17 protein-coding genes are annotated in these 21,276 nt (G+C 62.0%); 6 read left to right on the top strand and 11 right to left on the bottom strand.

Translation table 11 applies throughout. The features are described 5' to 3' along the window. The first annotated feature begins 18 nt into the window (after positions 1-18). Genes PMI07_RS19040 through cysG form a run of 3 tightly spaced genes read left to right on the top strand, consistent with a single transcriptional unit; the run spans position 19 to position 5,021 of the window. The gene (locus PMI07_RS19040; RefSeq protein WP_007757225.1) at positions 19-870 is read left to right on the top strand and encodes a formate/nitrite transporter family protein; all 852 of its coding nucleotides are present in this window, start codon (positions 19-21) and stop codon (positions 868-870) included. 31 nt (positions 871-901) lie between these two features. After that, positions 902-3,577, top strand: a complete 2,676-nt coding sequence (locus PMI07_RS19035) for a nitrate reductase (RefSeq protein WP_037087639.1) — start codon at positions 902-904, stop codon at positions 3,575-3,577. Beyond that, a complete protein-coding gene (cysG, locus tag PMI07_RS19030) occupies positions 3,549-5,021 on the top strand; it encodes a siroheme synthase CysG (protein WP_007758414.1) in 1,473 nt (490 codons plus the stop codon). Before PMI07_RS19035 ends, cysG begins: the two co-directional genes overlap by 29 nt. 38 nt (positions 5,022-5,059) lie before the next feature. Here cysG and PMI07_RS19025 read toward each other — a convergent pair whose 3' ends face one another. The 9 genes from PMI07_RS19025 to PMI07_RS18985 all read right to left on the bottom strand — a co-directional run bounded on the left by PMI07_RS19025 (position 5,060) and on the right by PMI07_RS18985 (position 16,403). Beyond that, a complete protein-coding gene (locus PMI07_RS19025; protein WP_007758413.1) occupies positions 5,060-7,396 on the bottom strand; it encodes a polysaccharide biosynthesis tyrosine autokinase in 2,337 nt (778 codons plus the stop codon). Between the two features lie 78 nt (positions 7,397-7,474). Then, positions 7,475-8,380, bottom strand: a complete 906-nt coding sequence (locus PMI07_RS19020) for a UTP--glucose-1-phosphate uridylyltransferase (RefSeq protein WP_007758412.1) — start codon at positions 8,378-8,380, stop codon at positions 7,475-7,477. Between the two features lie 44 nt (positions 8,381-8,424). Next, positions 8,425-9,390: a glycosyltransferase family 2 protein gene (locus PMI07_RS19015; protein WP_155956564.1), complete on the bottom strand. Its 966-nt coding sequence runs from the start codon at positions 9,388-9,390 to the stop codon at positions 8,425-8,427. Between the two features lie 2 nt (positions 9,391-9,392). Beyond that, positions 9,393-10,322 carry a glycosyltransferase family 2 protein gene (locus tag PMI07_RS19010; RefSeq protein WP_007758410.1) on the bottom strand — a complete coding sequence of 310 codons (930 nt, stop codon included), beginning with the start codon at positions 10,320-10,322 and terminating at the stop codon, positions 9,393-9,395. Then, complete coding sequence (locus PMI07_RS35380; RefSeq protein WP_024163931.1) at positions 10,322-11,332, bottom strand: glycosyltransferase family 2 protein; 1,011 nt, start codon at positions 11,330-11,332, stop codon at positions 10,322-10,324. The genes PMI07_RS19010 and PMI07_RS35380 overlap by 1 nt, the downstream gene beginning before the upstream one ends. An 8-nt stretch (positions 11,333-11,340) precedes the next feature. Then, the gene (locus tag PMI07_RS35375) at positions 11,341-12,534 is read right to left on the bottom strand and encodes a glycosyltransferase (protein ID WP_007751332.1); all 1,194 of its coding nucleotides are present in this window, start codon (positions 12,532-12,534) and stop codon (positions 11,341-11,343) included. Between the two features lie 67 nt (positions 12,535-12,601). Next, on the bottom strand, positions 12,602-13,342 hold the full coding sequence (locus PMI07_RS18995; RefSeq protein WP_280949774.1) for a glycoside hydrolase family 16 protein: 741 nt from the start codon (positions 13,340-13,342) through the stop codon (positions 12,602-12,604). 60 nt (positions 13,343-13,402) lie between these two features. After that, on the bottom strand, positions 13,403-14,560 hold the full coding sequence (locus tag PMI07_RS18990) for an acyltransferase (protein ID WP_245277194.1): 1,158 nt from the start codon (positions 14,558-14,560) through the stop codon (positions 13,403-13,405). Positions 14,561-14,918: 358 nt separating this feature from the next. Next, positions 14,919-16,403, bottom strand: coding sequence for a lipopolysaccharide biosynthesis protein (locus PMI07_RS18985; RefSeq protein ID WP_007751329.1), 1,485 nt, complete (start codon positions 16,401-16,403; stop codon positions 14,919-14,921). Between the two features lie 112 nt (positions 16,404-16,515). Here PMI07_RS18985 and PMI07_RS18980 point away from each other — a divergent pair, with 112 nt between their 5' ends. Next, positions 16,516-17,484 carry a glycosyltransferase family 2 protein gene (locus tag PMI07_RS18980; protein ID WP_007751326.1) on the top strand — a complete coding sequence of 323 codons (969 nt, stop codon included), beginning with the start codon at positions 16,516-16,518 and terminating at the stop codon, positions 17,482-17,484. 44 nt (positions 17,485-17,528) lie between these two features. Next, positions 17,529-18,473, top strand: coding sequence for a polysaccharide pyruvyl transferase family protein (locus PMI07_RS18975; RefSeq protein ID WP_007751323.1), 945 nt, complete (start codon positions 17,529-17,531; stop codon positions 18,471-18,473). On the opposite strand, the gene PMI07_RS18970 is transcribed toward PMI07_RS18975, so the two are convergent. Both PMI07_RS18970 and PMI07_RS33720 read right to left on the bottom strand, forming a co-directional pair. Next, positions 18,464-19,468, bottom strand: coding sequence for a glycosyltransferase family 2 protein (locus PMI07_RS18970; RefSeq protein WP_007751308.1), 1,005 nt, complete (start codon positions 19,466-19,468; stop codon positions 18,464-18,466). The two genes, PMI07_RS18975 and PMI07_RS18970, sit on opposite strands and share 10 nt — an antisense overlap. Positions 19,469-19,554: 86 nt before the next feature. Continuing rightward, a complete protein-coding gene (locus PMI07_RS33720; RefSeq protein ID WP_007751306.1) occupies positions 19,555-19,845 on the bottom strand; it encodes an exopolysaccharide production repressor protein in 291 nt (96 codons plus the stop codon). Between the two features lie 727 nt (positions 19,846-20,572). On the opposite strand from PMI07_RS33720, the gene PMI07_RS18960 reads away from it, so the two are divergent. Then, positions 20,573-21,253, top strand: coding sequence for a sugar transferase (locus tag PMI07_RS18960; RefSeq protein ID WP_007751303.1), 681 nt, complete (start codon positions 20,573-20,575; stop codon positions 21,251-21,253). Positions 21,254-21,276 lie beyond the last annotated feature (23 nt).

The following is a 21,276-nucleotide window of genomic DNA, read 5'->3' as shown; positions in this document are numbered from 1 at the left end:
TAGGGAGACGAGAAAAAAATGTCCTATGTCACACCCGCGGAATTCGTGACGAAGATGATCGACGCCGGCGAGGCGAAGATCTTCATGTCCACGCGCGACACCCTGATCCGGGCCTTCATGGCGGGCGCAATCCTTGCGCTTTCCGCCGCCTTCGCCGTGACCATCACGGTGCAGACCGGCAACGCGCTTGCCGGCGCAATCCTCTTCCCGGTCGGCTTCTGCCTCCTCTATCTGATGGGCTTCGATCTCCTGACGGGCGTCTTCACGCTCGCGCCTCTCGCCCTGATCGACAAGCGGCCGGGAGCGACCGCCGGTGGCGTGCTGCGTAACTGGACGCTCGTCTTCATCGGCAATTTCGCCGGCGCCTTCCTCGTTGCGGTGATGATGGCGATCATCTTCACCTTCGGCTTCAGCGAGGCGCCGAATGAAGTCGGCCAGAGGATCGGCCACATCGGCGAAGGCCGCACGCTCGGATATGCCGCCCATGGCGCGGCTGGCATGCTGACGCTCTTCATCCGCGGCGTTCTCTGCAACTGGATGGTTTCGACCGGCGTCGTCGCTGCGATGATGTCGACCTCCGTGTCCGGCAAGGTCATCGGCATGTGGATGCCGATCATGCTCTTCTTCTACATGGGCTTCGAACATTCCATCGTGAACATGTTCCTGTTCCCGTCGGGCCTGCTGCTCGGCGGCAAGTTCTCGATCATGGATTATCTGATCTGGAACGAGATCCCGACCGTCATCGGCAATCTTGTCGGCGGCCTCACCTTCGTCGGTCTGACGCTCTACTCGACCCACGGCCGCAAGAGCGGCAAGCAGAGCGCTCCGGCTGGCCGTATCGGCAATCCTGCCGTCGTTCCGGCGGAGTGAACCGATGGGGGCGGGCCTTCTGGAAACGGAAATGCAGGCGGGTGGAACCACCACCAGGACGACCTGCCCCTATTGCGGCGTCGGCTGCGGCGTGATCGCCACAGTGGCGGACTCTGGCGCCGTGACGGTCAAGGGTGATCCCGAGCATCCGGCCAATTTCGGCCGGCTCTGCTCGAAGGGCTCGGCGCTTGCCGAAACCATCGATCTCGACGGACGCGTGCTCTTGCCCGAAATCGGCGGCCGGCAGGCGGATTGGGACGAGGCGCTCGATCTCGTCGCCCGGAAATTCTCGCAAACCATTGCCGAACACGGCCCGGATTCGGTCGCCTTCTACGTCTCCGGCCAATTGCTGACCGAGGATTATTATGTCGCCAACAAGCTGATGAAAGGTTTCATCGGTTCGGGCAATATCGATACGAATTCAAGACTTTGCATGTCGTCGTCCGTCGCCGGCCACCGCCGCGCTTTCGGATCCGATACCGTTCCCGGCACCTACGAGGACATCGAACTCGCCGATCTGGTGATCCTGACCGGTTCCAACCTCGCCTGGTGCCATCCGGTGATCTATCAGCGGCTGGCAGTGGCCAAGACCGCGCGGCCGGGCATGAAGATCGTCGTCATCGATCCGCGCCGGACGATGACCTGCGACATCGCCGACCTGCATTTAGGGATTCGGCCGGATGGCGACGTGGCGCTGTTCATGGGCCTGCTCGCCCATCTGGCGCAAGGCCCGGCAATCGACCAGAACTATATCGCCGCGCATACGCAAGGGTTTGGCGAAGCTTTCACGGCCGCCGCCGCGCTCTCGTTCAGCGAACTCATGGAGCGCACCGGCCTTCCCGCCATGCAGCTGCGCGAATTTTTCCATCTGTTCGAAACGACGGAGAAGGTCGTCACCTGCTACAGCCAGGGCGTCAACCAGTCGTCGTCGGGCACGGACAAGGTCAACGCGATCATCAACTGTCACCTCGCGACCGGCCGCATCGGCCGGCCGGGCATGGGGCCGTTCTCGCTGACCGGCCAGCCGAACGCCATGGGCGGCCGCGAGGTCGGTGGCCTCGCCAACATGCTTGCCGCCCATATGGCGATCGAAAGCGCCGAGGATCGCGACCGGGTGCAGCGCTTCTGGGCCTCGCCGAGGATCGCCGAAAAGCCGGGCCTGAAGGCCGTCGACATGTTCCGCGCCGTCGCCGAAGGGCGGATCAAGGCGCTGTGGATCATGGCGACCAACCCGGTGGTTTCGATGCCGGATGCCGATGCGGTCGAGGCCGCCATCAAGGCCTGTCCCTTCGTCGTTGTCTCCGACATTCTTCGGGACACCGACACCGCCCGCCACGCGCATGTCCTGCTGCCTTCGCTCGGCTGGGGGGAGAAGGACGGGACGGTCACGAATTCCGAGCGCCGCATCTCCCGCCAGCGCTGGTTTCTGTCCGCCCCCGGCGAGGCCAAGGCCGATTGGTGGCAGATGGCAGACGTCGGCAGGCGGATGGGTTTTGTCGGTTTCAACTATCAAACGCCCGCCGATATTTTTGCCGAGCATGCGGCGCTTTCGGCCTTCGAGAATGACGGCAGCCGGGATTTCGATATCGGCGCTCATGCGGATATCGGCCTAGCGGCCTATGATAGCCTGTCTCCCTTCCAATGGCCGGCACCTGCCGAAGTTACCCCCCTCCGGAGGGATGGCGACAAGCGCTTCTTCGCGAATGGGGACTTCTATCATCCAGATCGCAAGGCACGTTTCATCCCCGTCCAGGCTCCAGCCACTGACCGCACCGACGAAAAATATCCGCTGACGCTGAACACAGGCCGCGTCCGCGATCACTGGCATACGATGACGCGGACGGCCAAAAGTGCCCGGCTTTCGGGCCATATCGCCGAGCCCTTCGCCGAAATCCATCCGCGCGATGCAATGGAACTCGGCATTCGCGGCGCCGGCCTGGTCGAACTCGAGAGCCCGCACGGGAGCGCGATCGTCCGCGCCCTCCTCACCGAACGCCAGGCGCGCGGAAACGTCTTCGTGCCGATGCACTGGAACGATCAGTTCGCCGCGAAAGCCCGCATCGATGCACTGGTCGCGCCCGTCACCGACCCGTTTTCCGGCCAACCGGCCTCGAAGAATGTCGCGATTGCCGCCCGGCCATTCGCCGCTTGCTTCTACGGCTTTGCCGTTTCCGCCCCGAAACCCCTAAACCCGCAGGCGGATTATTGGGCGCTCGCCAAGGCCGATGGCGGCTGGCGGATCGAGCTCGCCTTCGCGGATCCGGTCGAGGACTGGGTGGCGTGGTGCCGGGCAGCATTCGGCATTGCGGCCGAGATCGAGCCGCTCGGTTATGCCGACCAACAATCCGGCGACCTGCGCCTCGCCTTCTTCGACGGCGGAAAACTGCTTGCCGCACTTTTCCTTGCGAAAGAACCGGTCGCCGTCGCGCGCAACTGGGCGATCGGCCAGCTTGCGGTGGAACACACCGACCTGCGCAAACGCTTCGCCATCGTCGCCGGACGCCCCGGGGCCGACCAGCCGGATCCCGGCGCGACCGTCTGTTCCTGCTTTTCGGTCGGCGTCAACCGGATCATCGGCGCCGTGCGAGGCGGCTGTCAGAGCGTCGAGGCGGTCGGGAAAGAAACCAATGCCGGCACCAATTGCGGCTCCTGCCGCGCCGAAATCAGGGGGATCATCGATGGATGTCTTGCAGCAGCCGCGGAATGAAGTGCCCGCCCGCATGGCGCCACTGGCCAAACTTCCGGTCTTCTGGGCGCTCGAGCGCCGGCGCGTCGTCGTCGCCGGCGGATCGGATGCCGCTGCCTGGAAAGCCGAGCTTCTCGCCGCCTGCGGAGCGCAGGTGCATGTCTATGCGCAAGAGCTTTCCGAGACATTTGGGAAGCTGATCGGACGCGGCGCGGAACATCCACAGGGCGAGTTCATCCATCACCCGCAGGCGTGGAGCGCTTCGATTTTCGAAGGCGCAGCGATTGCGATCGGGGATTGCGAGGATGAGGACGAAGCGCAGGCGTTTTTCGACGCTGCCCGCGCAGCCGGCGTTCCGGTCAACGTCATCGACAAACCCGCCTTCTGCCAGTTCCAGTTCGGTTCGATCGTCAACCGCTCGCCGGTCGTCGTATCCATTTCAACGGATGGTGCGGCGCCGATCCTGGCACAGGCGATCCGTCGTCGTATCGAAACCCTGCTGCCGGCCTCGTTGAAAAGCTGGGCGGAGCTCGCCCAGTCGCTGCGGGAAAAGATCAACGATCGCCTGGCGCCCGGCCCTCAGCGAAGAGCCTTCTGGGAACGTTTCGTCGACCGCGCCTTCGGCACCCAGCCGGGAGCGGAGAGCGAAGCCGCGATCCTCGCCGATGCCGGCCGCGTGGCAGCATCCTCGGCCGAAAAGGGCCGTGTCACCCTCGTCGGCGCCGGCCCGGGCGATGCCGAACTTTTGACGCTGAAGGCGGTGCGCGCCCTGCAGGCGGCCGACGTCATCCTGTTCGACGATCTCGTCTCCGACGAGGTGCTGGAACTCGCGCGCCGAGAGGCGAAACGTATGCTGGTGGGCAAACGCGGTGGCCGCGTGAGCTGCCGCCAGGAAGACATCAACGATATGATGGTGAAGTTCGCCAAGGCCGGCAAACGCGTCGTCCGCCTGAAATCCGGCGATCCGATGATCTTCGGCCGCGCCGGCGAGGAAATCGCCTGCCTGGAGCGCGAAGGGATCCCGGTCGATGTCGTGCCGGGCATCACTTCGGCGAGCGCCATGGCCTCGCGGCTCGGCGTGTCGCTGACCCATCGCGACCATGCGCAGGGTGTTCGCTTCGTCACCGGCCATTCGCGCAAGGGCGTGCTGCCCGACAATCTCGACTGGAAAAGCCTCGCCGATCCCCGGACCACGACGATCTATTATATGGCGGGACGCACCGCGGGCGAGATTGTCGGCAAGCTCACGGATGCCGGCATGACGCACGACATGCCGGTGGTGATCGTCAGCGCGGTCACCCGGCCGAACGAGCGGCGCTGGACCGGACGGCTGAACGACCTGGCTGCGGCCATGGCCGAGATCGGCGTCGATGAACCCGTGCTGATCGGCATCGGCCACGTATTTCGCAAGGCCGGTATCGCCGGCGGCACGGCGTGGAGTGATCAGGCCGCGGCAAGCGCCTGAGAAGCAAAAGGGGCGGTCGAACCGCCCCTTCGCAAGATTTATCGCGGCGCGGACGCCGAGCCTTCCTTGTAATAGGAGACGTAGCTGCTGTGCAGCCGCTCCGGAGCGCCCGGATCCGCATAGCGATGCAGCTCCGACATCTCCGTCTTGTTGAGGATCACGCCCACCGTTTTCGAGGCGATCTGCGGTTCGGACCGGATGACCGACTGCACCGCCTTGGCGGGCGTCACGCCCCATTCGGTGACGAAGACGAAGCCATCGACATAGGGTTCGAAGGCCTTGGCATCGATCACCGGGATCAACGGCGCCAGGTCGACGACGATAACGTCGAACGTATCCTTGATGCTCTCCAGGAAATGGCTCATGCCGGAAGAGGCGAGAAGTTCGCTCGTATGGGCGAGCTGCTTGCTGCGCGTCGTCATCGGCAGGATCGTCAAGCGCGAGCGGCGATCGACCCGTGCGGCATTGGTCCATGGCGTCTTCTGGAGCACCACTTCGACCAGTCCGATTTCGGGCTCGGAGGCCAGCATGCGGCTGAGGCCGGGATTGCGCAGGTCGGCGTCGATCACCAGCGTCCGCACGCCGCTCGAGGCGATCAGGCCCGCGAAATTCGCCGCGACCATGGATTTGCCTTCGCCGGGCAGGCAAGAGACGACGCCGATGACCCGGCATTTCCGATCCTGAAGCATGATATCGCAGGCGAGCTTGGCATTGCGCAGCGTTTCGGCAAACTGAGACCGCGGCGCTTCCACCGCAACCCGCATCAACCGCCGGAACGAGATCGGGTTACCGGGGGGCGCCCCGGCCGTCTCGGCCTCGGTCGGTGCCGGTGGCGGCGTTTCCTCCGCACTGGCGCCGCTCACCATCGGCAGGTAGCCGAGGAAGCGCAGGCCCAGTTTCTCCTGCACGTCGTCACCGGTCCGGAAGAACCGTTCGCGGAATTCCAGGAGCGTCGCCGTCGCCCCGCCGATCAGCAGGCCCAGCACGATGGAGAGCGCCATGGTCAGCGTCTTGCGCGGGCTTGACGGCGCGCTGGGCAGGCCGGCATCTGAGATGACACGCGCCTTGGCGATCGGGAAGGATTGCCGCTGCGTCGCTTCCTCGAAACGGCCGAGATAGGATTCGTAGAGCGTCTTCAGCGCCGCGGCCTTCTGCTCCAGCTCGCGCAGCTGGACCATCGAGACATTCGCCTGCGAATTGCGGCCGGCCACCCGGTCGATACTCTCACGCAGCGATTTTTCGCGCGAACTTGCCACTTCGAATACATTGCGGAAGCTGCCGGTCAATTGCTGCAGCTCGCGATAGATCTGCTGCGCGAGCTCGCTCTTTTCCGCCTTCAGCGCGACCGCCTGCGGATGGTTCGCTCCGAACTGCTGGATGATGCCCTGCTCGCGGTCCGAAATGTTGATATAGCGCTTGCGCAGGTCCTGAATGACCGTGTTGTCCGTATCGCGAGCCGAAACGACGGCGTTCTGGACTGCAGAGTCAGGCCCCTTGTCGATGATCGCCTGGTATTGATTGTAGCGCGCCGAAGCCGTCGCCGCATCGGCCTGGGCAACGATCAGCTGGCTGTTGAGATCCGACAGCTGCTGCGTCGACAGAAGCTCGCCGCGGGGGGACACAAGGCCATGCTCGGTCTTGTATTGCTCGACGGCGAGCGACGCCTGTTGCGAGCGGCTGTTGAGGTCGTTCAGCCTCTCCTGCAGCCAGAGCGAAGCTCGCTCCGTCGCATCGAAATTGGCGTTGAGCTGTTCCGTCAGATAGGATTCGGCGTAAGTCTTGGCAATCGTCGCGGCAAGCTGCCGGTCCGGCGAGCGGAAGGACAGTGCGATCACCGAACTGCGGCCGGTGCGCTCCACGGTCAGCGATTGCTGCAGGACGGCCGCGGCCTTTTCACGCCGACCCATCCGCGCACTCTCTTCCGAAGGCGGTGGACCGCCCGGTGTCAGGAGAGCGACGACGCTGCTGATGGCGCTCTTGGCGAGATCGATCGGCGATCGCGGAGGGTTGACCACCGTCTCGTTCTGATCGAGCTGGGCCTTGTCTACCACCCTCAACGCCAGCGCCTTGGACTTCAAGATTTCGACCGCGCTCGACATGCGGTTGTCGATCTGCTGTGCCGTCTGGCTGTCCGGTGGGTCGTCGGCGTAACGCGAAAGGTTTTCGTCGACCAGGATCTGCGTCATGGCGGTGTAGACCGGCTGCGCCATCACGAGATAGAGCCCCGCGAGGGCAACGGTCGCAATGAGGCAGACAACGATAACGCCCGAACGACGGATCGCAGCCGCCCAGAGCTTGTCGAGATCGATGAACGTATCGTGATCCCGTGTTTCGCTCGGAAATATCGTTCTCTGCCTGAAGTTTACCTGATCCATAGGGCTCGCTTTCTGGAGCTTTGAGGTGGCGGATGGCAGAACGGGCCGCCATCCGCCTCGGATGATTTTTAACGCTCGTTACGCGGCTTTGACCCGCATCTCGTGCGACACCATCAATTCCTTGATGGAGGCGTAGATTTCGGCCCCCATGTCCTGACGCATCATGGCGAAGGCAACATTGGCTTCGATGAAGCCGCGCTTGCTGCCGCAGTCGAACGTGCGTCCCTGATAGGGGTGCGCGTGGAACGGCTGGACCTGCGCCAGCTTGTGCATGCTGTCCGTCAGCTGAATTTCGTTGCCGGCGCCGCGTTCCTGCCGGGCTAGCAGTTCGAAGATTTCCGGCTGCAGAATGTAGCGCCCATTCAGGTAGTAATTGGACGGCGCCTCGGCGGGCTTCGGCTTTTCGACCATTTCCGTCACCTCGAAACCATGCGGCACCTTACGTCCGACCCCAACGATGCCGTAGCTCGACGTCTCTTCGGGTGCGCATTCCTCAACCGCGAAGACATTGCCGCCCACCTCTTCATAGAGATCCATCAGACCGGCCATGCAGCCCTGCGAACCGTAGGAGACCATGTCGGGCAGAAGCAGTGCGAAAGGCTCGTTGCCGACCAGTTCGCGAGCGCACCAGACGGCGTGGCCAAGTCCGAGCGGCACCTGCTGGCGGGTATAGCTGACGGTGCCGGCGACCGGCAGCATCTTTTCGAGTTGGGTGACCTGCACTGTCTTGCCCGAACGGGTGAGCGTCGCGACGAGTTCCGGCGCACTGTCGAAATAGTCCTCGATCGCGGTTTTGTTGCGGCTGGTCACGAAGATGATGTTCTCGATCCCCGCCTGCATGGCTTCATCGACCGCATATTGAACGACAGGCCGGTCGACGATCGTCAACATTTCCTTCGGCATGGCCTTGGTGGCCGGCAGGAACCGAGTGCCGTTGCCTGCGACGGGGATCACCGCCTTTCGAACTGGTCTATTCATGTCCATTCCTTCGTCCTTTCTGAGGGCGCCCCGCCCTGTTGATCGGATTTTCAATTGACGTCGGCCGTTTTCACCAGCCGACGCATGCGAACGGCGATCGGCATGCGCAGAAGTCGGAGCGCACGCGGGTTTTCGATCGCCGTTTTCAGGAAGCCGCCGACGGAACCTTTCTTGATTTCGTCGACAAGCGTGAGAAAGGAACCCGCTTCGAGAATGCTGCGGGTCCGTTTGCGCTGAGCGGCCATGGCCTTCGCATCCAGCTTGTAGCGGGCGAGGAAGGCACTGTCGGTGGCCAGCATCGCATCGAGATGGCTCTGCTCCAGCACCCGCGAGATCGAGCCCTGGCGCAGATGATAGACATAACCGATCTCCGGCACGATCGCGCAGCGGGCACCGCTCGCAAGCGCCGATGCGAGCAGCAGATAGTCTTCGCCGACCCGCAGCGTCTCGTCGAAACGCAAATCGTGCTGGACGAGAAATGCGCGCTCGAAGATCGGCTTCATGTAGCCGAAATTGAAGGTCGACTGGAAAATCACGTTCGAGCCGATGAAATCGGCAAGCGTCATCATCCCGCGCCGCTTGAGCTCCTGCTTGGAGAACATGGCGTAGGGTGCGCCGCGATCGAACGGGATGACATCGAGATTGTCGACCACGATCTGCGCGCCGGCCGCTTCGGCCCGCTCCAGCATGGTCAGAAGCCTGACGGGGTAGATCGTGTCGTCGGAATCGAGAATGGCGATCCAACGCCCACGGGCCGCGGCAAGCCCGGCATTGCGGGCAGCAGCCGGCCCGCCATTTGCCGCCTGGACGATCAGCCTGACCCGCTGATCCGAATAGGCTTCGGCAATCGCCCGTGTCCCGTCCGTCGAGCAATCGTCGACGATGATCACTTCGAGCGTCACGCCGATCTGGGCGAGGGCGCTGTCGATCGCCCGGCCGAGGGTTTCCTCGGCATTATAGGCGGCAATGACGAAGCTCACGTCGGGCTGGAAAGCCGGGGTATGCAGATCACGCATCGTCATAAGGCTTCGGCAGCTCCGTACTGGCGAATCTCGCGGATACCGAGCGTGCCCGAGACCGCGCCGGCATGGAGGGCCGCGCGAAGGGCGTAGCGGATACGGGCGACCGGAGAGGGAATGGTTGCAGCCGTCAGCGCCAGGCAATAACCGAGCTTCAGGCAGGCAAGGCCTGTCTGCCTGAGGCGGCTGAGGCCGGAATTCTTGGATGCGAGAATGCGCCCATGCGTCTGGCCGGACCGGAACCTGCGCTTGGCGAGCCAGGAAAAGCTTGCCCGTTTTTCAGGAACCAGTTCCTCGACCATGGCATCCGAAGCAAATTCGATCCGCCCGCCCACATCGGTCAAAGCGGTGAAGAAATGCGTATCCTCGCCGCCGCTCTGGCCGAGCGACAGCGCGAACCTGCGGCCGGCGACGACCGGCGAACGCATGTGGAGAAGGGTATTGCAGGTATAACCGGTCCTGATCTGGCCGCCGACCCAGACGGGCATGGTCGAGTGAAAATCGCCCTTGCGCATCCAGTCGGCGCTTTGGGTCCCGTAGACCGCCCTCACCGGCCCGAGAACCGCATCGGCTCCGGTCCGCTTCGCCGTCGATACGAGCCCGACCAGCCATTGCGGCTCCGCCGTCTCGTCGTCGTCGATGAAGGCAAGATAGTCCGCATCGCTTTCGGCAAGGCAGGCATTGCGGGCAATCGAGATGTTCGACTTCGGGCAATGGACATAGCGGATCGGGAACGGCGAGCGTTCCCGCAAGCCGTCCACCAGCCCGCGTGCACTCGGGCCAACGTCGTTGTCGGCGACGATCAGGCGCAGTTCCGCGCCCGCCGGAACGGCGATCTCGAAGAGCGAGGTCAGCGTCTCGGCCAGTTCCGGCCGCCGATAGGTGCAGATGCCGATATCGATACGGATCGGCCTTTCCTCTGCCGTCATCACGCGATCCTCCGTCGTCGGATGCGGATCAGTTCCAGCCAGAAGCCGGCCGACCAGGCGAAATGCATGATCATCGCCGAGAGCGAGGCGAGCGGGCCGTAGGGGTTGTTCTGACCGACAGCGAGCCAGAAGCCGTAGCCGATGCAGGCGGCGGCCCAGATGACCATCGGTATGGCCGCCCACCAATAGAGAAGCGCAAGCACTGCGCCGACGACGACGGGGGCCACCGCGAGCGGGATCGCCTGCCGTAGCTTCGGGATGGAGCGATGTTTGATGAGGTTTTTTGCCCGGCCCCGGCCATAAGCGAGATATTGCCGGAACAGAGCGGGAGCGCTCGAACGCGGATAATAGGTCATGTAGGTCTTAGCCGTCATCCAGATGCGGAAGGCGGCGGCACGCAGCCGGAAATCCAGCTCGGCATCCTCGTTGTGACTGAAGCTTTCGTCATACCCGCCGACGGAGCGAAAAGCCTCGATCCGCATCAGCGCATGGTGGCCGTGATCGACCCATTCCCCGCCGCCACCGGCGCGATGTTTCGAACCGCCGTTTCCGAGCTTGGAGTTCTGCGCCACCGCGGTCGCCTTCTGGAAGGCACAGAAACCGACCGTCTCCATGCCGACCACCACGGAATCGGCTTCCATCTCGATCGCCTCCTGCAGCAGCGTGCGGCAGTAGTCGTCCGGATAGTCCCCATGCGCATCGATGCGGATGAGAAAGTCCCGGCCCTCGCCGAAACGATCGACGGCGAGGTTGATGGCGGCGCTCTGGATGCGCTTGCGATTATCGAGCAAAACGACGTCGCGGATCTCCGGGATGAGGCTCTGGACGATCTCCGGCGTGCCGTCCTGGCTGCCGCCATCGGCAACGACGATCAGCATGTCCAGGTCGCCGCGCTGATCATTCAGCTTGTGCAACAGCGGCTCGATCGTCGCCGCCTCGTTCAGGCACGGGATCACCAGAAGTGTCCGGATATCGGAAATCTGGGCATTGGAGTGAGAACGCGAAACCATACTCCACCTCACGATTGCACGGTTGAAACGGCCGGCAGGTCTGCCGGCGACGAAACGTTGGGATGTAAAGCCGCGAGCCGCGAGACAAGGGCGCGACAGTCCGCCGGCCCGGTCACCCACTGGCTGCGCTCGACGGCCGCAAGCCGCGAAAAAAGCTCGGCATAACGGGCTTCCGTCATTTCGTTGAACAGCGCTTCGAGGGTTTGCGGCGTCACCTGATTGCGCACCAGGCCTATGCCTCGCCTGCCGATGAAACGGCCGGTCTCGGTGCCCGCAAGAGCGATCGGGACCGCTCCATAAAGCCCGCCTTCATAAAGGCGGTTCGGCAAGAGCCAGTTCGAATTGAGCCCCTCCTCGAAGAAGTCGATCGCCCAGGTGAACTGCACGTCGCGGTAGATCGAGCCAAGATCCTCCGGATTGCGGTAGGCACCATGAAACTCCACATGCGGGGCGGCCGCGACCTTGGCACCGAAATCGTCGAACTCGCCGTAGGCGGGACGGCCGCGCAACACGATCTCGACCTTGCCGTCCATCCGGGCGGCGAACTCGATCAGCATGTCGAGCGACTTGGCGCAGCGGATCGCTCCGAACCAGCCGATCCGCCAGGGTTTCCCCGGTTCGGGTGGACGGGAAATGGCCGGCCCGGAAACCAGTTCCGGCTTGAGGGCCAGCACCTTGTTTTCCAGGAGCATCACCGGCAGATCGAGGCCGGAACGCGGTTTGAAGAAATTCTCCACGAAAGCCGGCGAACTGGTGATCAGCAGGCTGGCGCGACGGCCGAACGCCCGCTGGGCCGCCCGCATCATCCGGCCTTTCATCCCCTCGTCGAGCAGGAGCCGGTGAATGTCCAGGCATTCGTAGACCACGGGGATCTCGCGGCCGAACAGCGACGCAGCGCGCCCCGCCAACGCCAAAGTTTCCAGATTGCGGGCGATGATGACGTCAGGCTCAGCGATATCGGCCAGCCTCCGCTTCAGCGCCATGCGAGCGGCAACGACCGCACCGATGCGTTGCACGAAACGCCCATCGGCGGTCTGGCCGAGCGAAATGGTCGTCACATCCAGCTCGTCGGCAAGCACGTTCGAGCCCCGGTCGAAGCCGGCGACGGTCACCGTCGCACCGCCGGCCTTCAGGGTCAGGACACGCCGCCGGATGGCCGCATCGGCCATGTCATGCGCCAGATAGAGAACGTTCAAAGTCAAATGGTCCAACTCCATTTATCGAGCCGTAAGCTCTCGAAATCGTCGGGCAACGAGCCGCCGGGACGGCTCAGTCGAGCGTGCAGAGCACGGATTCGGGAAAACGGCATTCCTCGCCGATTGCCGTAAAGGCGACCCGGTCGATGCTCATCGAGGTCGGCTGACTGTAGGAGAATGCGCCCATCCACTGCTTGAGCGTGTCTGTGCCCCACAGGCTGAGGAAAATCTTCTGGGGGTTTTGCGGTATCTTCGCCTTGTCCGTGACTTCGTGAACGAGCTTGCCGTTCACGAAGTAGCGGAGGCGGCTCTCCTCCCAGATGAAGGCATAATCGTTGAAGCCCTGATCAGCGCCGCCAGCGACCGGCACCAGCTTTTCATTGTTGCCCTTGGCGGAAACATACTGATTGAGCTGGACCTGGCCGGTATTCTTGCCGAGCACTTCGAAGTCGATCTCGTCATGCGGTTTTTTGTCGGTCGGGCCGATATAGGTGAAGAACGCCGAATTGAGGCCTGCACCCGTGGCGGATTTCATCCGCACCTCATAGGTGCCGTATCCGAAGCGCGCCTTGGTCTGGATTTCGCCGCAGGCGAAGTCCCGCTCGCCGGTCTTGCCTTCGGTGAAGGTGAGCTGCAATGCGCCACCCTCGGCCTTCACCTGTTTCTTCGACCACGTGCAGTTCTGATGTTTGCCGTTGTTCCAGCCGTCCGAGACGTACCAGACGGAACGGTCGAGGCTGTCGAAGGTCTCCACGAAGGACTGACCCGCAGCACCCTGCTGGGCATATGCTGCGGGCGAGAGAAGTCCAGACATCGCGGCAGCGATGATAACCTGGCAGGTTCGTTGAATCTGTCTGGCCTTGGCCGTCATGTTTCACCTGTGCTGTTGCGTTATTGCGGGTTCGCCAGGGCGCGTGGCCCCGGCGGATGGGTGGGATTTGAGGGCGGCCGAAAGCTTGGCTTTGCGGCCGCGGCTGCCCGTCAACACCTCGTAGAGACCCGGTGTTGTGCGCGAGACGAGGTGGTTGCTGGCGAAAAGGATGATGAAGCTTGTGACGACCGCTGCCCCATAGAAGAGCGGGTAGAAATCATCGCCCGCCACGCGGTTCCACACCATCCACATCAGCACGAGCAGCGGAAAATGGGCGCAGAACATCCAGAAGCTCAAGCTTCCGGTGGCCGCCAGCCGCTGACCGATCCGGGGACGGATGGCGATCGCCGACATCAACCAGAAACCGCCGGCACCGAGGATCGACAACGCATTGCGCGCCAGATCGAGCGCCCAGGGAAAATCCGGACCGGTCTGGTAGAGACCAATCGAGAGCAGCACGGCGGCGGCGAGCAGGACCGCGGTCCCCAATGCCGCGAACCTATCGACGGCCTTGAGATCCACGCGATTGAGCGCCAGGAAGATGCCGAGAGTGAAGCTGAACAGGATCGATTTCTTCAACACGATACCGATCGTCAGCCCCGGGATGATCGCAAGCAGGAACAGCGCCACGAGCGTCGGCACCGGAAAACGGCGGACGAGCACGGCGAGGATCGGCGACAGGACGATGCAGACGACGAGGTCGCGCAGGAAATAGAGCGGGATGTCGATTGGCAGCCCTTCCGTGGCGAATGCGTAGCTTAAGGTTTCACGCGTCGACGCGTTCCAGAGGTCTGGAAAATACCCAATGCCGATGTCGGCGCGCTGGATGACGAGCACCGTCGCAAACAGGCCAAGGTTCCATATCAGGAACGGCACGAGGACCGTCCTCGCCTTGGAGCGGAGCGTCTTTGTATAGTTGAACGCCTCCCAACCCCGCTGGAACAACAGGTAGCCGGAAATGGCGCTGAGGCACGGCACGCCGATACGGAACAGGCTATCCACGAGGAAAACCCTGACCCAATCGAAGAAACCATTCAGCCCTAGAAACGGGCTGGTCGCCGGATCATGCGGCACATGAACGAAGACGATGCCGGAGATCAGCAGGATGCGCATCAAATTGATACGGGAGGATATGTTGTGATCGACAGTCAAACGAGTCACCCTTTTTGGGCGGCGCCTCCCGTCACCACCGTTTCAATCAGAGCAGACTTGAGCCCGCAGTCAGGCAAAAAGGATCGTGCCGAGATTGGCACAAAATGTGGCGGCGCAGCAAAAAACGAGCCCGTGACAGATTCCCCCGGGTTCGGAGGAGCCTTGGTTTGATCGCCCCTGCAACCGACCTAGGCCTATGGTTTGCAAGGCCTCAAGGCACATTTTCATCGCTCGAAATGCTGCACCGCAACAGCACAAAAAAATCTTTTTGCAATAGACTAAAACGGCTAGTCCTTCGTATCTCCATACCTCTTCCTCCCCAGCCAGGGTTCAAATGTGGCGAAATATGGGCAAATCTGCGACACATTCAGGCGGACGGAACCGTCGGTGCGGCGCCCAGCTTGCGGCGGCGGACGAGCTCCAAGATTTTTCGCAAAAGCGCGCGTTCGGTCAGCAGAAACAGCACCGAATAGAGGATTGCGCCCACCGCGCCGCCTGCCAGCACTTCCAGGTAGGGGTTCGTTAACCGTTCGGCGAAGATGTGCAGGAAGGCCCGAACACCGATCGCCATCACGAAGGCGGTGATCATCGACCGGCTGCTGGTCAGGAGGCCGCGCAGGAACGGAATGTCATCAACGCGGAACACCGCCCAGGAATAACCAATGAGGGTGATGGCGTTGACGACGCAGAGCGCAACCATCGCATCGACGAGGTTGCCGTAATAGGCGGCAATCGCGATGGCGGCCGTCGTGGCGATCGCCCGGAGCACGGCCGACCAGAACAGCACCCGGCCATGCCCAGTCCCCTTGAGATACGGGATGAAGGTGCTGCAGGGCGTCACGATCGCCTTCGACAGGGCGAGCAGACCGAGCACCGGCCAGGCATAGGCCCATTGGGGGCCGAAGAGCACCAGCATCCCCGGTTCCGCGATCGCCCACAGGCCGAACATCGCCGGCGCCAGGATGACGGTGGTCACCTGCGTGCTCAGCATCAGTGCATCGGCGCGGCGTTTGCGATCGTCGCCCATCAGGCTGAAGGCCGGGAAAAGCACGCCCATGACGGCCGAGAGGACGACCTGGTTCGGAATGCTGGCAAAGCGGTTGGCGGCCGAATAGGCGCCGGCATCGGCCAATCCGAGCATCCGGGCGATCACCACCATAGGCGACTGGAAGGTCACGAAATTGGCGATCTCCGACCCCATCAGCCCGGAACTGAAGGCCAGCAGCGGCACGATCTTGCGTGGTTTCATCGAGAACCGCGGCATGTAACCGACGACCGCATAAAGCCCGACGAGCCGGATCAGTGCTGCGGAAAACAACTGCATGACCAGCGCCCAGACGCCAAATCCGAAGAAGGCGAGCGCCACGGCCGCTAGCGCTGCGATCGATTCGGAAATCGTGCTGAGCACCGCATCCTTGCTGAAATTCATCTGCCGGGCGAGTAGCGAATAGGCGACATCGCCGGCAAGCTGGAGCGGAATGAGCAGCGCCATGATCCGCAAAAGGCCGGCACTTTCGGGCGCACCCATAAGGATCGCAAGATCGTCGGCACCGAAGAAAAGCAACAGCGCCATCAGGCATGCCATGGCCAGATTGGCCCAGAAAACCGTGTGGACGGTGTCCATGTCGCCGTCCCGATCGACGACCAGGGCGGAGGTCAGACCGGCGCCCCCGATCATCGCCAGAAACTGCACGACCGTGAGCGCCACGGCCACCGATCCGAAATCTTCCGGGGTCAGCAGTCTTGCCAGAATGGGGACCGTGACAAATTTCAGCCCGAATGTAGCGGTCTTTGAGAGCACACTCCAACCGACGTTGGTCGTGATCGTCTTCACGCCTTGGCTTGGAGCCATATGATCAAATCCTGTTACTGGAGGTCATTCGATACGGCAGCGAACTGCCGCTAACCCGGAGCCCGACAAAAGTCAGCGGCTTGCAATTCTTTGAAAAAGCAGGGGCGAAAACATGGCGACGTTCACGGTTGTTATCCCATTTTACCAAAAGGAAGCCGGCATTCTTCGCCGCGCACTGAAATCCATCTTCGAGCAAAGCTATCAGGACTTCGATATAGTCATTGTCGACGACGAGTCACCCCTACCCGCCGATACGGAACTTCAAGGCATTGAAGATGCTTGGAAATCTCGCATCCGTGTGATCCGCCAACAGAACGGCGGGCCGGGTGCCGCACGCAATACCGGCCTCGATAACCTGGGCCCGACGACGCGTTTCGCGGCCCTTCTCGATTCGGATGACGTCTGGCTGCCGGATCATCTGAAAAACGCCTATGAGAGCATGACCCGGTTCGATGCGGAGTGCTATTGGGCCTCGATGCAGGCGAGCGCCGAATTTTATTACCACTTCGGCATGGCCGAGCTCGAACAGGCCGAGGGTGGTACACGGCTTTCCGAAAAGCCGCTGCTCATCGAGATGCCCGATCTCGCCAGCGTGATGCTGAAGAACTGGAGCTTCCTGCATCTCTCCTGCATGGTCATCGCCCGGCCGGTCTTCGAAACGGTCCGTTTCGACCCCTCGTTGCGGCTGGCAGCGGAAGACGTGCTGTTTTTCGTCGACTGCATCCTGAAATCGAAGCGAACCCTGCTCTGCGACGAAGAGGGCGCCGCCCGCGGCATGGGCCTCAACATCTTTCACAGCATCGACAACCGGTCGCCGCAGTTCCTGCGGCAGCAGTTCAACACCTGGGTGGCGCTCGATACGCTGGAGGAGCGATTCCGGTCCCGCCCCAGTGACGTCGCCTCGATCGCCTCCTACAAGAACACCGCCCGCCGGCAGGCGCTCTGGAGCCAGGCCGGACGGGTGAAACGCGGCCAGGCTCCGGATCTCGGCCTGCTCGCCCGCTGGCTGACGCGCGATCCCGCACTGATCCGGGCGGCATTCGAACTCGGGGCCGGAAAACTCGGCCGCGGCGCACGCTAAATGCTTGCGTTTCCTTTTCAATTCATCATCCCACGGAGGCCCGCATGAAAGCGTACTACTGGGAATCTCATCACGGCAATTTCGGCGACGATCTCAATCTCTGGCTCTGGGACGCGCTGCTTCCCGGCTTCCGGGACGTCCATCCCGACACCCTGCTGGTTGGTGTCGGCACCGTCCTCAATCCCATCCTCCTGCCTGCCGGGCAGAAGAAACTCGTCATCGGCAGCGGTTATGGCTACGGCACGCCGCCGGACGTCAGCGATCCCTCCGAATGGGACATACGGGCGGTCCGCGGGCCGCTGACAGCCGCCAAACTCGGCCTTTCGCCCGACAAGGCGATCACCGACCCCGCAGCGATGATCGCCGACATGCCGGAGTTCCGGAACCTGCCGAAAATCCACAAGAAGACCTTCATTCCCCATTGGGAATCAGCCGAGTTCGGCATGTGGAACGCCGTCTGCGAGCCCGTCGGCCTCACCTATCTCGATCCACGCGGGGAGGCGAAATCGGTTATCCGTCATATCGCCCAATCGGAACTGATCATCGCCGAATCAATGCATGGCGCGATCCTGGCGGACGCCTTCCGGGTGCCGTGGGTGGCCGTCAGCAGCTCCCGTTCCATCAACAATTTCAAGTGGAACGACTGGGCCGCATCGGTGGGGACGACATACGAACCTCGTTACGTGCCGGTCTCCACGCGAGCCGAAGCGGTGGCCAAACGCTCGCGCTTCTGGGGCATCAGCTTCGACGGCCAGCAACCCGCCCATCAGGCGGCGCCGGATGCCCACAGCGGTGAAGTCCTCACCCGTACGTCGCCATCGCAGACTGGCCTTCGCGGCATGGCGAAGCAGTTTCTCGCTGCCCCCTCCGTGCTGGCACTCTGGCAGGCAAGCCGCGCAGAAGCTCGGCTCAGCCCCGACGAAACGCTGGCCCAGCGCAAGGAGAAGTTCCGGATGATGCTGGAAGGGATCCGCCGCGACTATTTCTGAACAGCGGGAATGCCGGGCAGAAGATAGCGCATGCTGGCCGGCTGGGCCTGCGGCTTGGACGACCTGGCGCGCAGGAGATCGAGTTTGTCGAGAAAGATACCCTTGGCGACGGCCGGCAGGACCTGCGGGCGGGAGAGTATGTGGCGGATAGCGGCACCCTTCCCCGCCTGCGATTTGACGTCCAGAAAGGCGCGCAGCTCGTACCGGTCGCGGATAAAGTCGCGATGCCGGGTAATGACCGCCCTTGCATCTTCGCTAAGTGCCGGATCGGCCAAGATCGCGTTGTCCGCCTCGTAGAATTTGCGCAGATCCTCGGTAAGGTGCCGGCCGCTCAGCGAATCATGGCGCACGATGGCGCCATAACCGCAATGTTCGATCACCTTGTAACGCGCGCCCTTGGCAAGCGCCCGGGCGTAGAAGTCGTAATCCTCGCCGAAGCCCATGTTCTCGTCATAACGAAGGCCGTGGGCGTCAAGAAACGCCCGGCTCATCACCGGCTTCAGGAACCCCGTCTCGCCGCGTTTGACGCCGCGCTTGGAAATGTTTCCTTCCACGAATTCAACCAGCGACATGGTCCGTGCTCGCGTCTCGAACCGTTCCGGACAGATCGATTCGCTCGGTTCGTAGATGAAGGCGATATTGTCGGCGATAAAGTCCCAGCCGTCCTCCGAAAGCATCGGCTTGAACCGGCCGGCAAAGAAGAAGTCGTCGGCATCGAGGATGCCGATCAGAGGCGCACTGGATATGGCGATGGCGTGATTGCGGGCAGCCGAGGGTCCGCGATTCTTTTCGAACGAGACGACCGTCAACCGTCCCGACCTGTCGTCGGCATTGCGCGCGGCATCTGCGGTACCGTCGGTAGAGCCGTCATCGACCACCACGACCTCGCTGACATACACCTCGTTCAAGGCGGATTGGACTGCAATTCCAATCGTTTCCGCAGCATTCTTGGCCGCGATGATGACGCAGATCGTCTCGGAAGAGTGTCCAGCCATAGCCTTCTCCATAGTTGCCGACCCGCAACTATGGGCTCAGGAAAATGGCCCTGGTGTGAAATTGCCGGAAAAAACCTTCCCCGCTGTCAGGTATCGCCGGCCGGAAGGTTCGGAGCAGTATCGGCACGCAACCCGTCACGCCGGCTGCCATCCTTGGAGCTTTTGACGCCGGCCGTCTCACCCAAGCCTTCGTCAAGAAGCTTTTTTTCGCGGCGAACCAGGTAGAGAATGCCGACGAAATATCCGACTTGAAGAAGCACGGCGCAGAGCAGCGTGTGTATGAATGCCGTATAGGCCGAGCCGCTGATAAAATACGCAGCCACCGCGAACACGATCAGAGTCCCTGTCATGCAGATGAAGACGCGCGGCGCGTACATGATCGTTCCTCCCGAACATAAAAGTTCAGTTCGTGAATTTTCAGGCTCCTCTCCCGATAGAACAACCATATGAGTCTGCTGGAGAGGATTCAAGTTTCCGATCTCGATAATGCCAGACTAGTGGTGAAACTTTCGTAAGGTCAGGGAGGTTCCGAATAAATAGTGCAGGCTGTGAATCGGCCACTATCTCAGTACCACAAGGAAAGTGCCGTGATTTCGCCACATTTCCGCCCCGATTCGTCCCCGTTGGAACGAATTGTCCTGCCGCCTCTCTCAACTCGCTCAAAATTCGATCAACTTTTATTACAAAGCTCACTCAGAAGCGAAAGCCGCTGCTGCATCGCAGCATTGTATTGCGACGCAACAAGAGTGGGCCTTTGGTCCCGGGCGCAAGCTTCTTTGGTCCCCATCTTGAAGAGCGGGGCGATCTATGACTAGACCGCGCCCAGGCTACGGAGCGACGATAAGTTTGAAGCAGGTGGGGAATATTAGCTATTCAACCGATTTTACACGCCTAATACAGTATTGACTGTACTTTCGGCGTATATCTCCGAAGTTGTTCCCAACCAATCGCGGGTTGGAAACCGGCTCCAGCCCTCCGCCGGATTCCGCCGGTGGAAAAGTTTGACCTTCATCAAATTCCGAACACAGACTTATTATCACATTGGCGCTCAATGACGCGCCGTAATGGCACCGACTATCGCAAAATCTCAATGGAGTTCACTCTATGAAGTCAGCGACACGTTCGGCAGGTTCGCCGTTCTCAACGTCAGACCAAGCCCGCATGACCCTCCCAACTGGGGGCTTGGCAAAACGCAGCTTCGATATCACTGCCGCCGCCCTAGCCCTCATCCTGTTCAGTCCCATCTTCCTGATGATCGCGGCGTTGGTGAAGTTTTCCGACCATGGCCCCATTCTCTACGGGCATCGTCGGATCGGCCACAACGGCCGCACCTTCAAATGCCTCAAGTTCCGCACGATGGCCGTCAATGGCGACGAACTCCTGCGAAACCACCTGAAAGCCAATCCGCAGGCCGCGGAGGAATGGCGAGCGACACGCAAACTCAAGGCCGATCCCCGCGTGACGGTCGTCGGTACCGTGCTGCGCAAGCTCAGCCTCGACGAGCTTCCGCAGCTTCTCAACATCCTGCGGGGTGATATGAGCGTTGTCGGTCCTCGGCCCGTGGTGGATGAGGAACTGAACCTCTACGACAGCTTCGCGGCCTACTACCTGAGCACCCGCCCGGGCCTTACCGGCCTCTGGCAGATCAGCGGCCGCAACGACGTTTCCTACGAAACCCGCATCGCGTTCGACACCCACTACGTCCAGAACTGGTCGCTCATCGGCGACGTCGCAATCATCGTGAAAACGATCCCCGCCGTCTGCATGGCGCGCGGCAGTTACTGATCATCCATCCCCTCTGCTGATGC

This window comes from Rhizobium sp. CF080, from assembly GCF_000282095.2.
GTDB lineage: Bacteria > Pseudomonadota > Alphaproteobacteria > Rhizobiales > Rhizobiaceae > Neorhizobium.
The sequence above is the reverse complement of the archived record's forward strand: the minus strand, read 5'-3'. Positions and strand labels throughout refer to the sequence as shown.

Bases quoted from the DNA above. Each gene is read 5' to 3' on its own strand.
- PMI07_RS19040 (WP_007757225.1), top strand. From the start codon at position 19: ATGTCCTATGTCACACCCGCGGAATTCGTGACGAAGATGATCGACGCC.
- PMI07_RS19035 (WP_037087639.1), top strand. From the start codon at position 902: ATGCAGGCGGGTGGAACCACCACCAGGACGACCTGCCCCTATTGCGGC.
- cysG (WP_007758414.1), top strand. From the start codon at position 3,549: ATGGATGTCTTGCAGCAGCCGCGGAATGAAGTGCCCGCCCGCATGGCG.
- PMI07_RS19025 (WP_007758413.1), bottom strand. From the start codon at position 7,396: ATGGATCAGGTAAACTTCAGGCAGAGAACGATATTTCCGAGCGAAACA.
- PMI07_RS19020 (WP_007758412.1), bottom strand. From the start codon at position 8,380: ATGGACATGAATAGACCAGTTCGAAAGGCGGTGATCCCCGTCGCAGGC.
- PMI07_RS19015 (WP_155956564.1), bottom strand. From the start codon at position 9,390: ATGCGTGATCTGCATACCCCGGCTTTCCAGCCCGACGTGAGCTTCGTC.
- PMI07_RS19010 (WP_007758410.1), bottom strand. From the start codon at position 10,322: ATGACGGCAGAGGAAAGGCCGATCCGTATCGATATCGGCATCTGCACC.
- PMI07_RS35380 (WP_024163931.1), bottom strand. From the start codon at position 11,332: ATGGTTTCGCGTTCTCACTCCAATGCCCAGATTTCCGATATCCGGACA.
- PMI07_RS18995 (WP_280949774.1), bottom strand. From the start codon at position 13,342: ATGTCTGGACTTCTCTCGCCCGCAGCATATGCCCAGCAGGGTGCTGCG.
- PMI07_RS18985 (WP_007751329.1), bottom strand. From the start codon at position 16,403: ATGGCTCCAAGCCAAGGCGTGAAGACGATCACGACCAACGTCGGTTGG.
- PMI07_RS18980 (WP_007751326.1), top strand. From the start codon at position 16,516: ATGGCGACGTTCACGGTTGTTATCCCATTTTACCAAAAGGAAGCCGGC.
- PMI07_RS18975 (WP_007751323.1), top strand. From the start codon at position 17,529: ATGAAAGCGTACTACTGGGAATCTCATCACGGCAATTTCGGCGACGAT.
- PMI07_RS18970 (WP_007751308.1), bottom strand. From the start codon at position 19,468: ATGGCTGGACACTCTTCCGAGACGATCTGCGTCATCATCGCGGCCAAG.
- PMI07_RS33720 (WP_007751306.1), bottom strand. From the start codon at position 19,845: ATGTACGCGCCGCGCGTCTTCATCTGCATGACAGGGACTCTGATCGTG.
- PMI07_RS18960 (WP_007751303.1), top strand. From the start codon at position 20,573: ATGAAGTCAGCGACACGTTCGGCAGGTTCGCCGTTCTCAACGTCAGAC.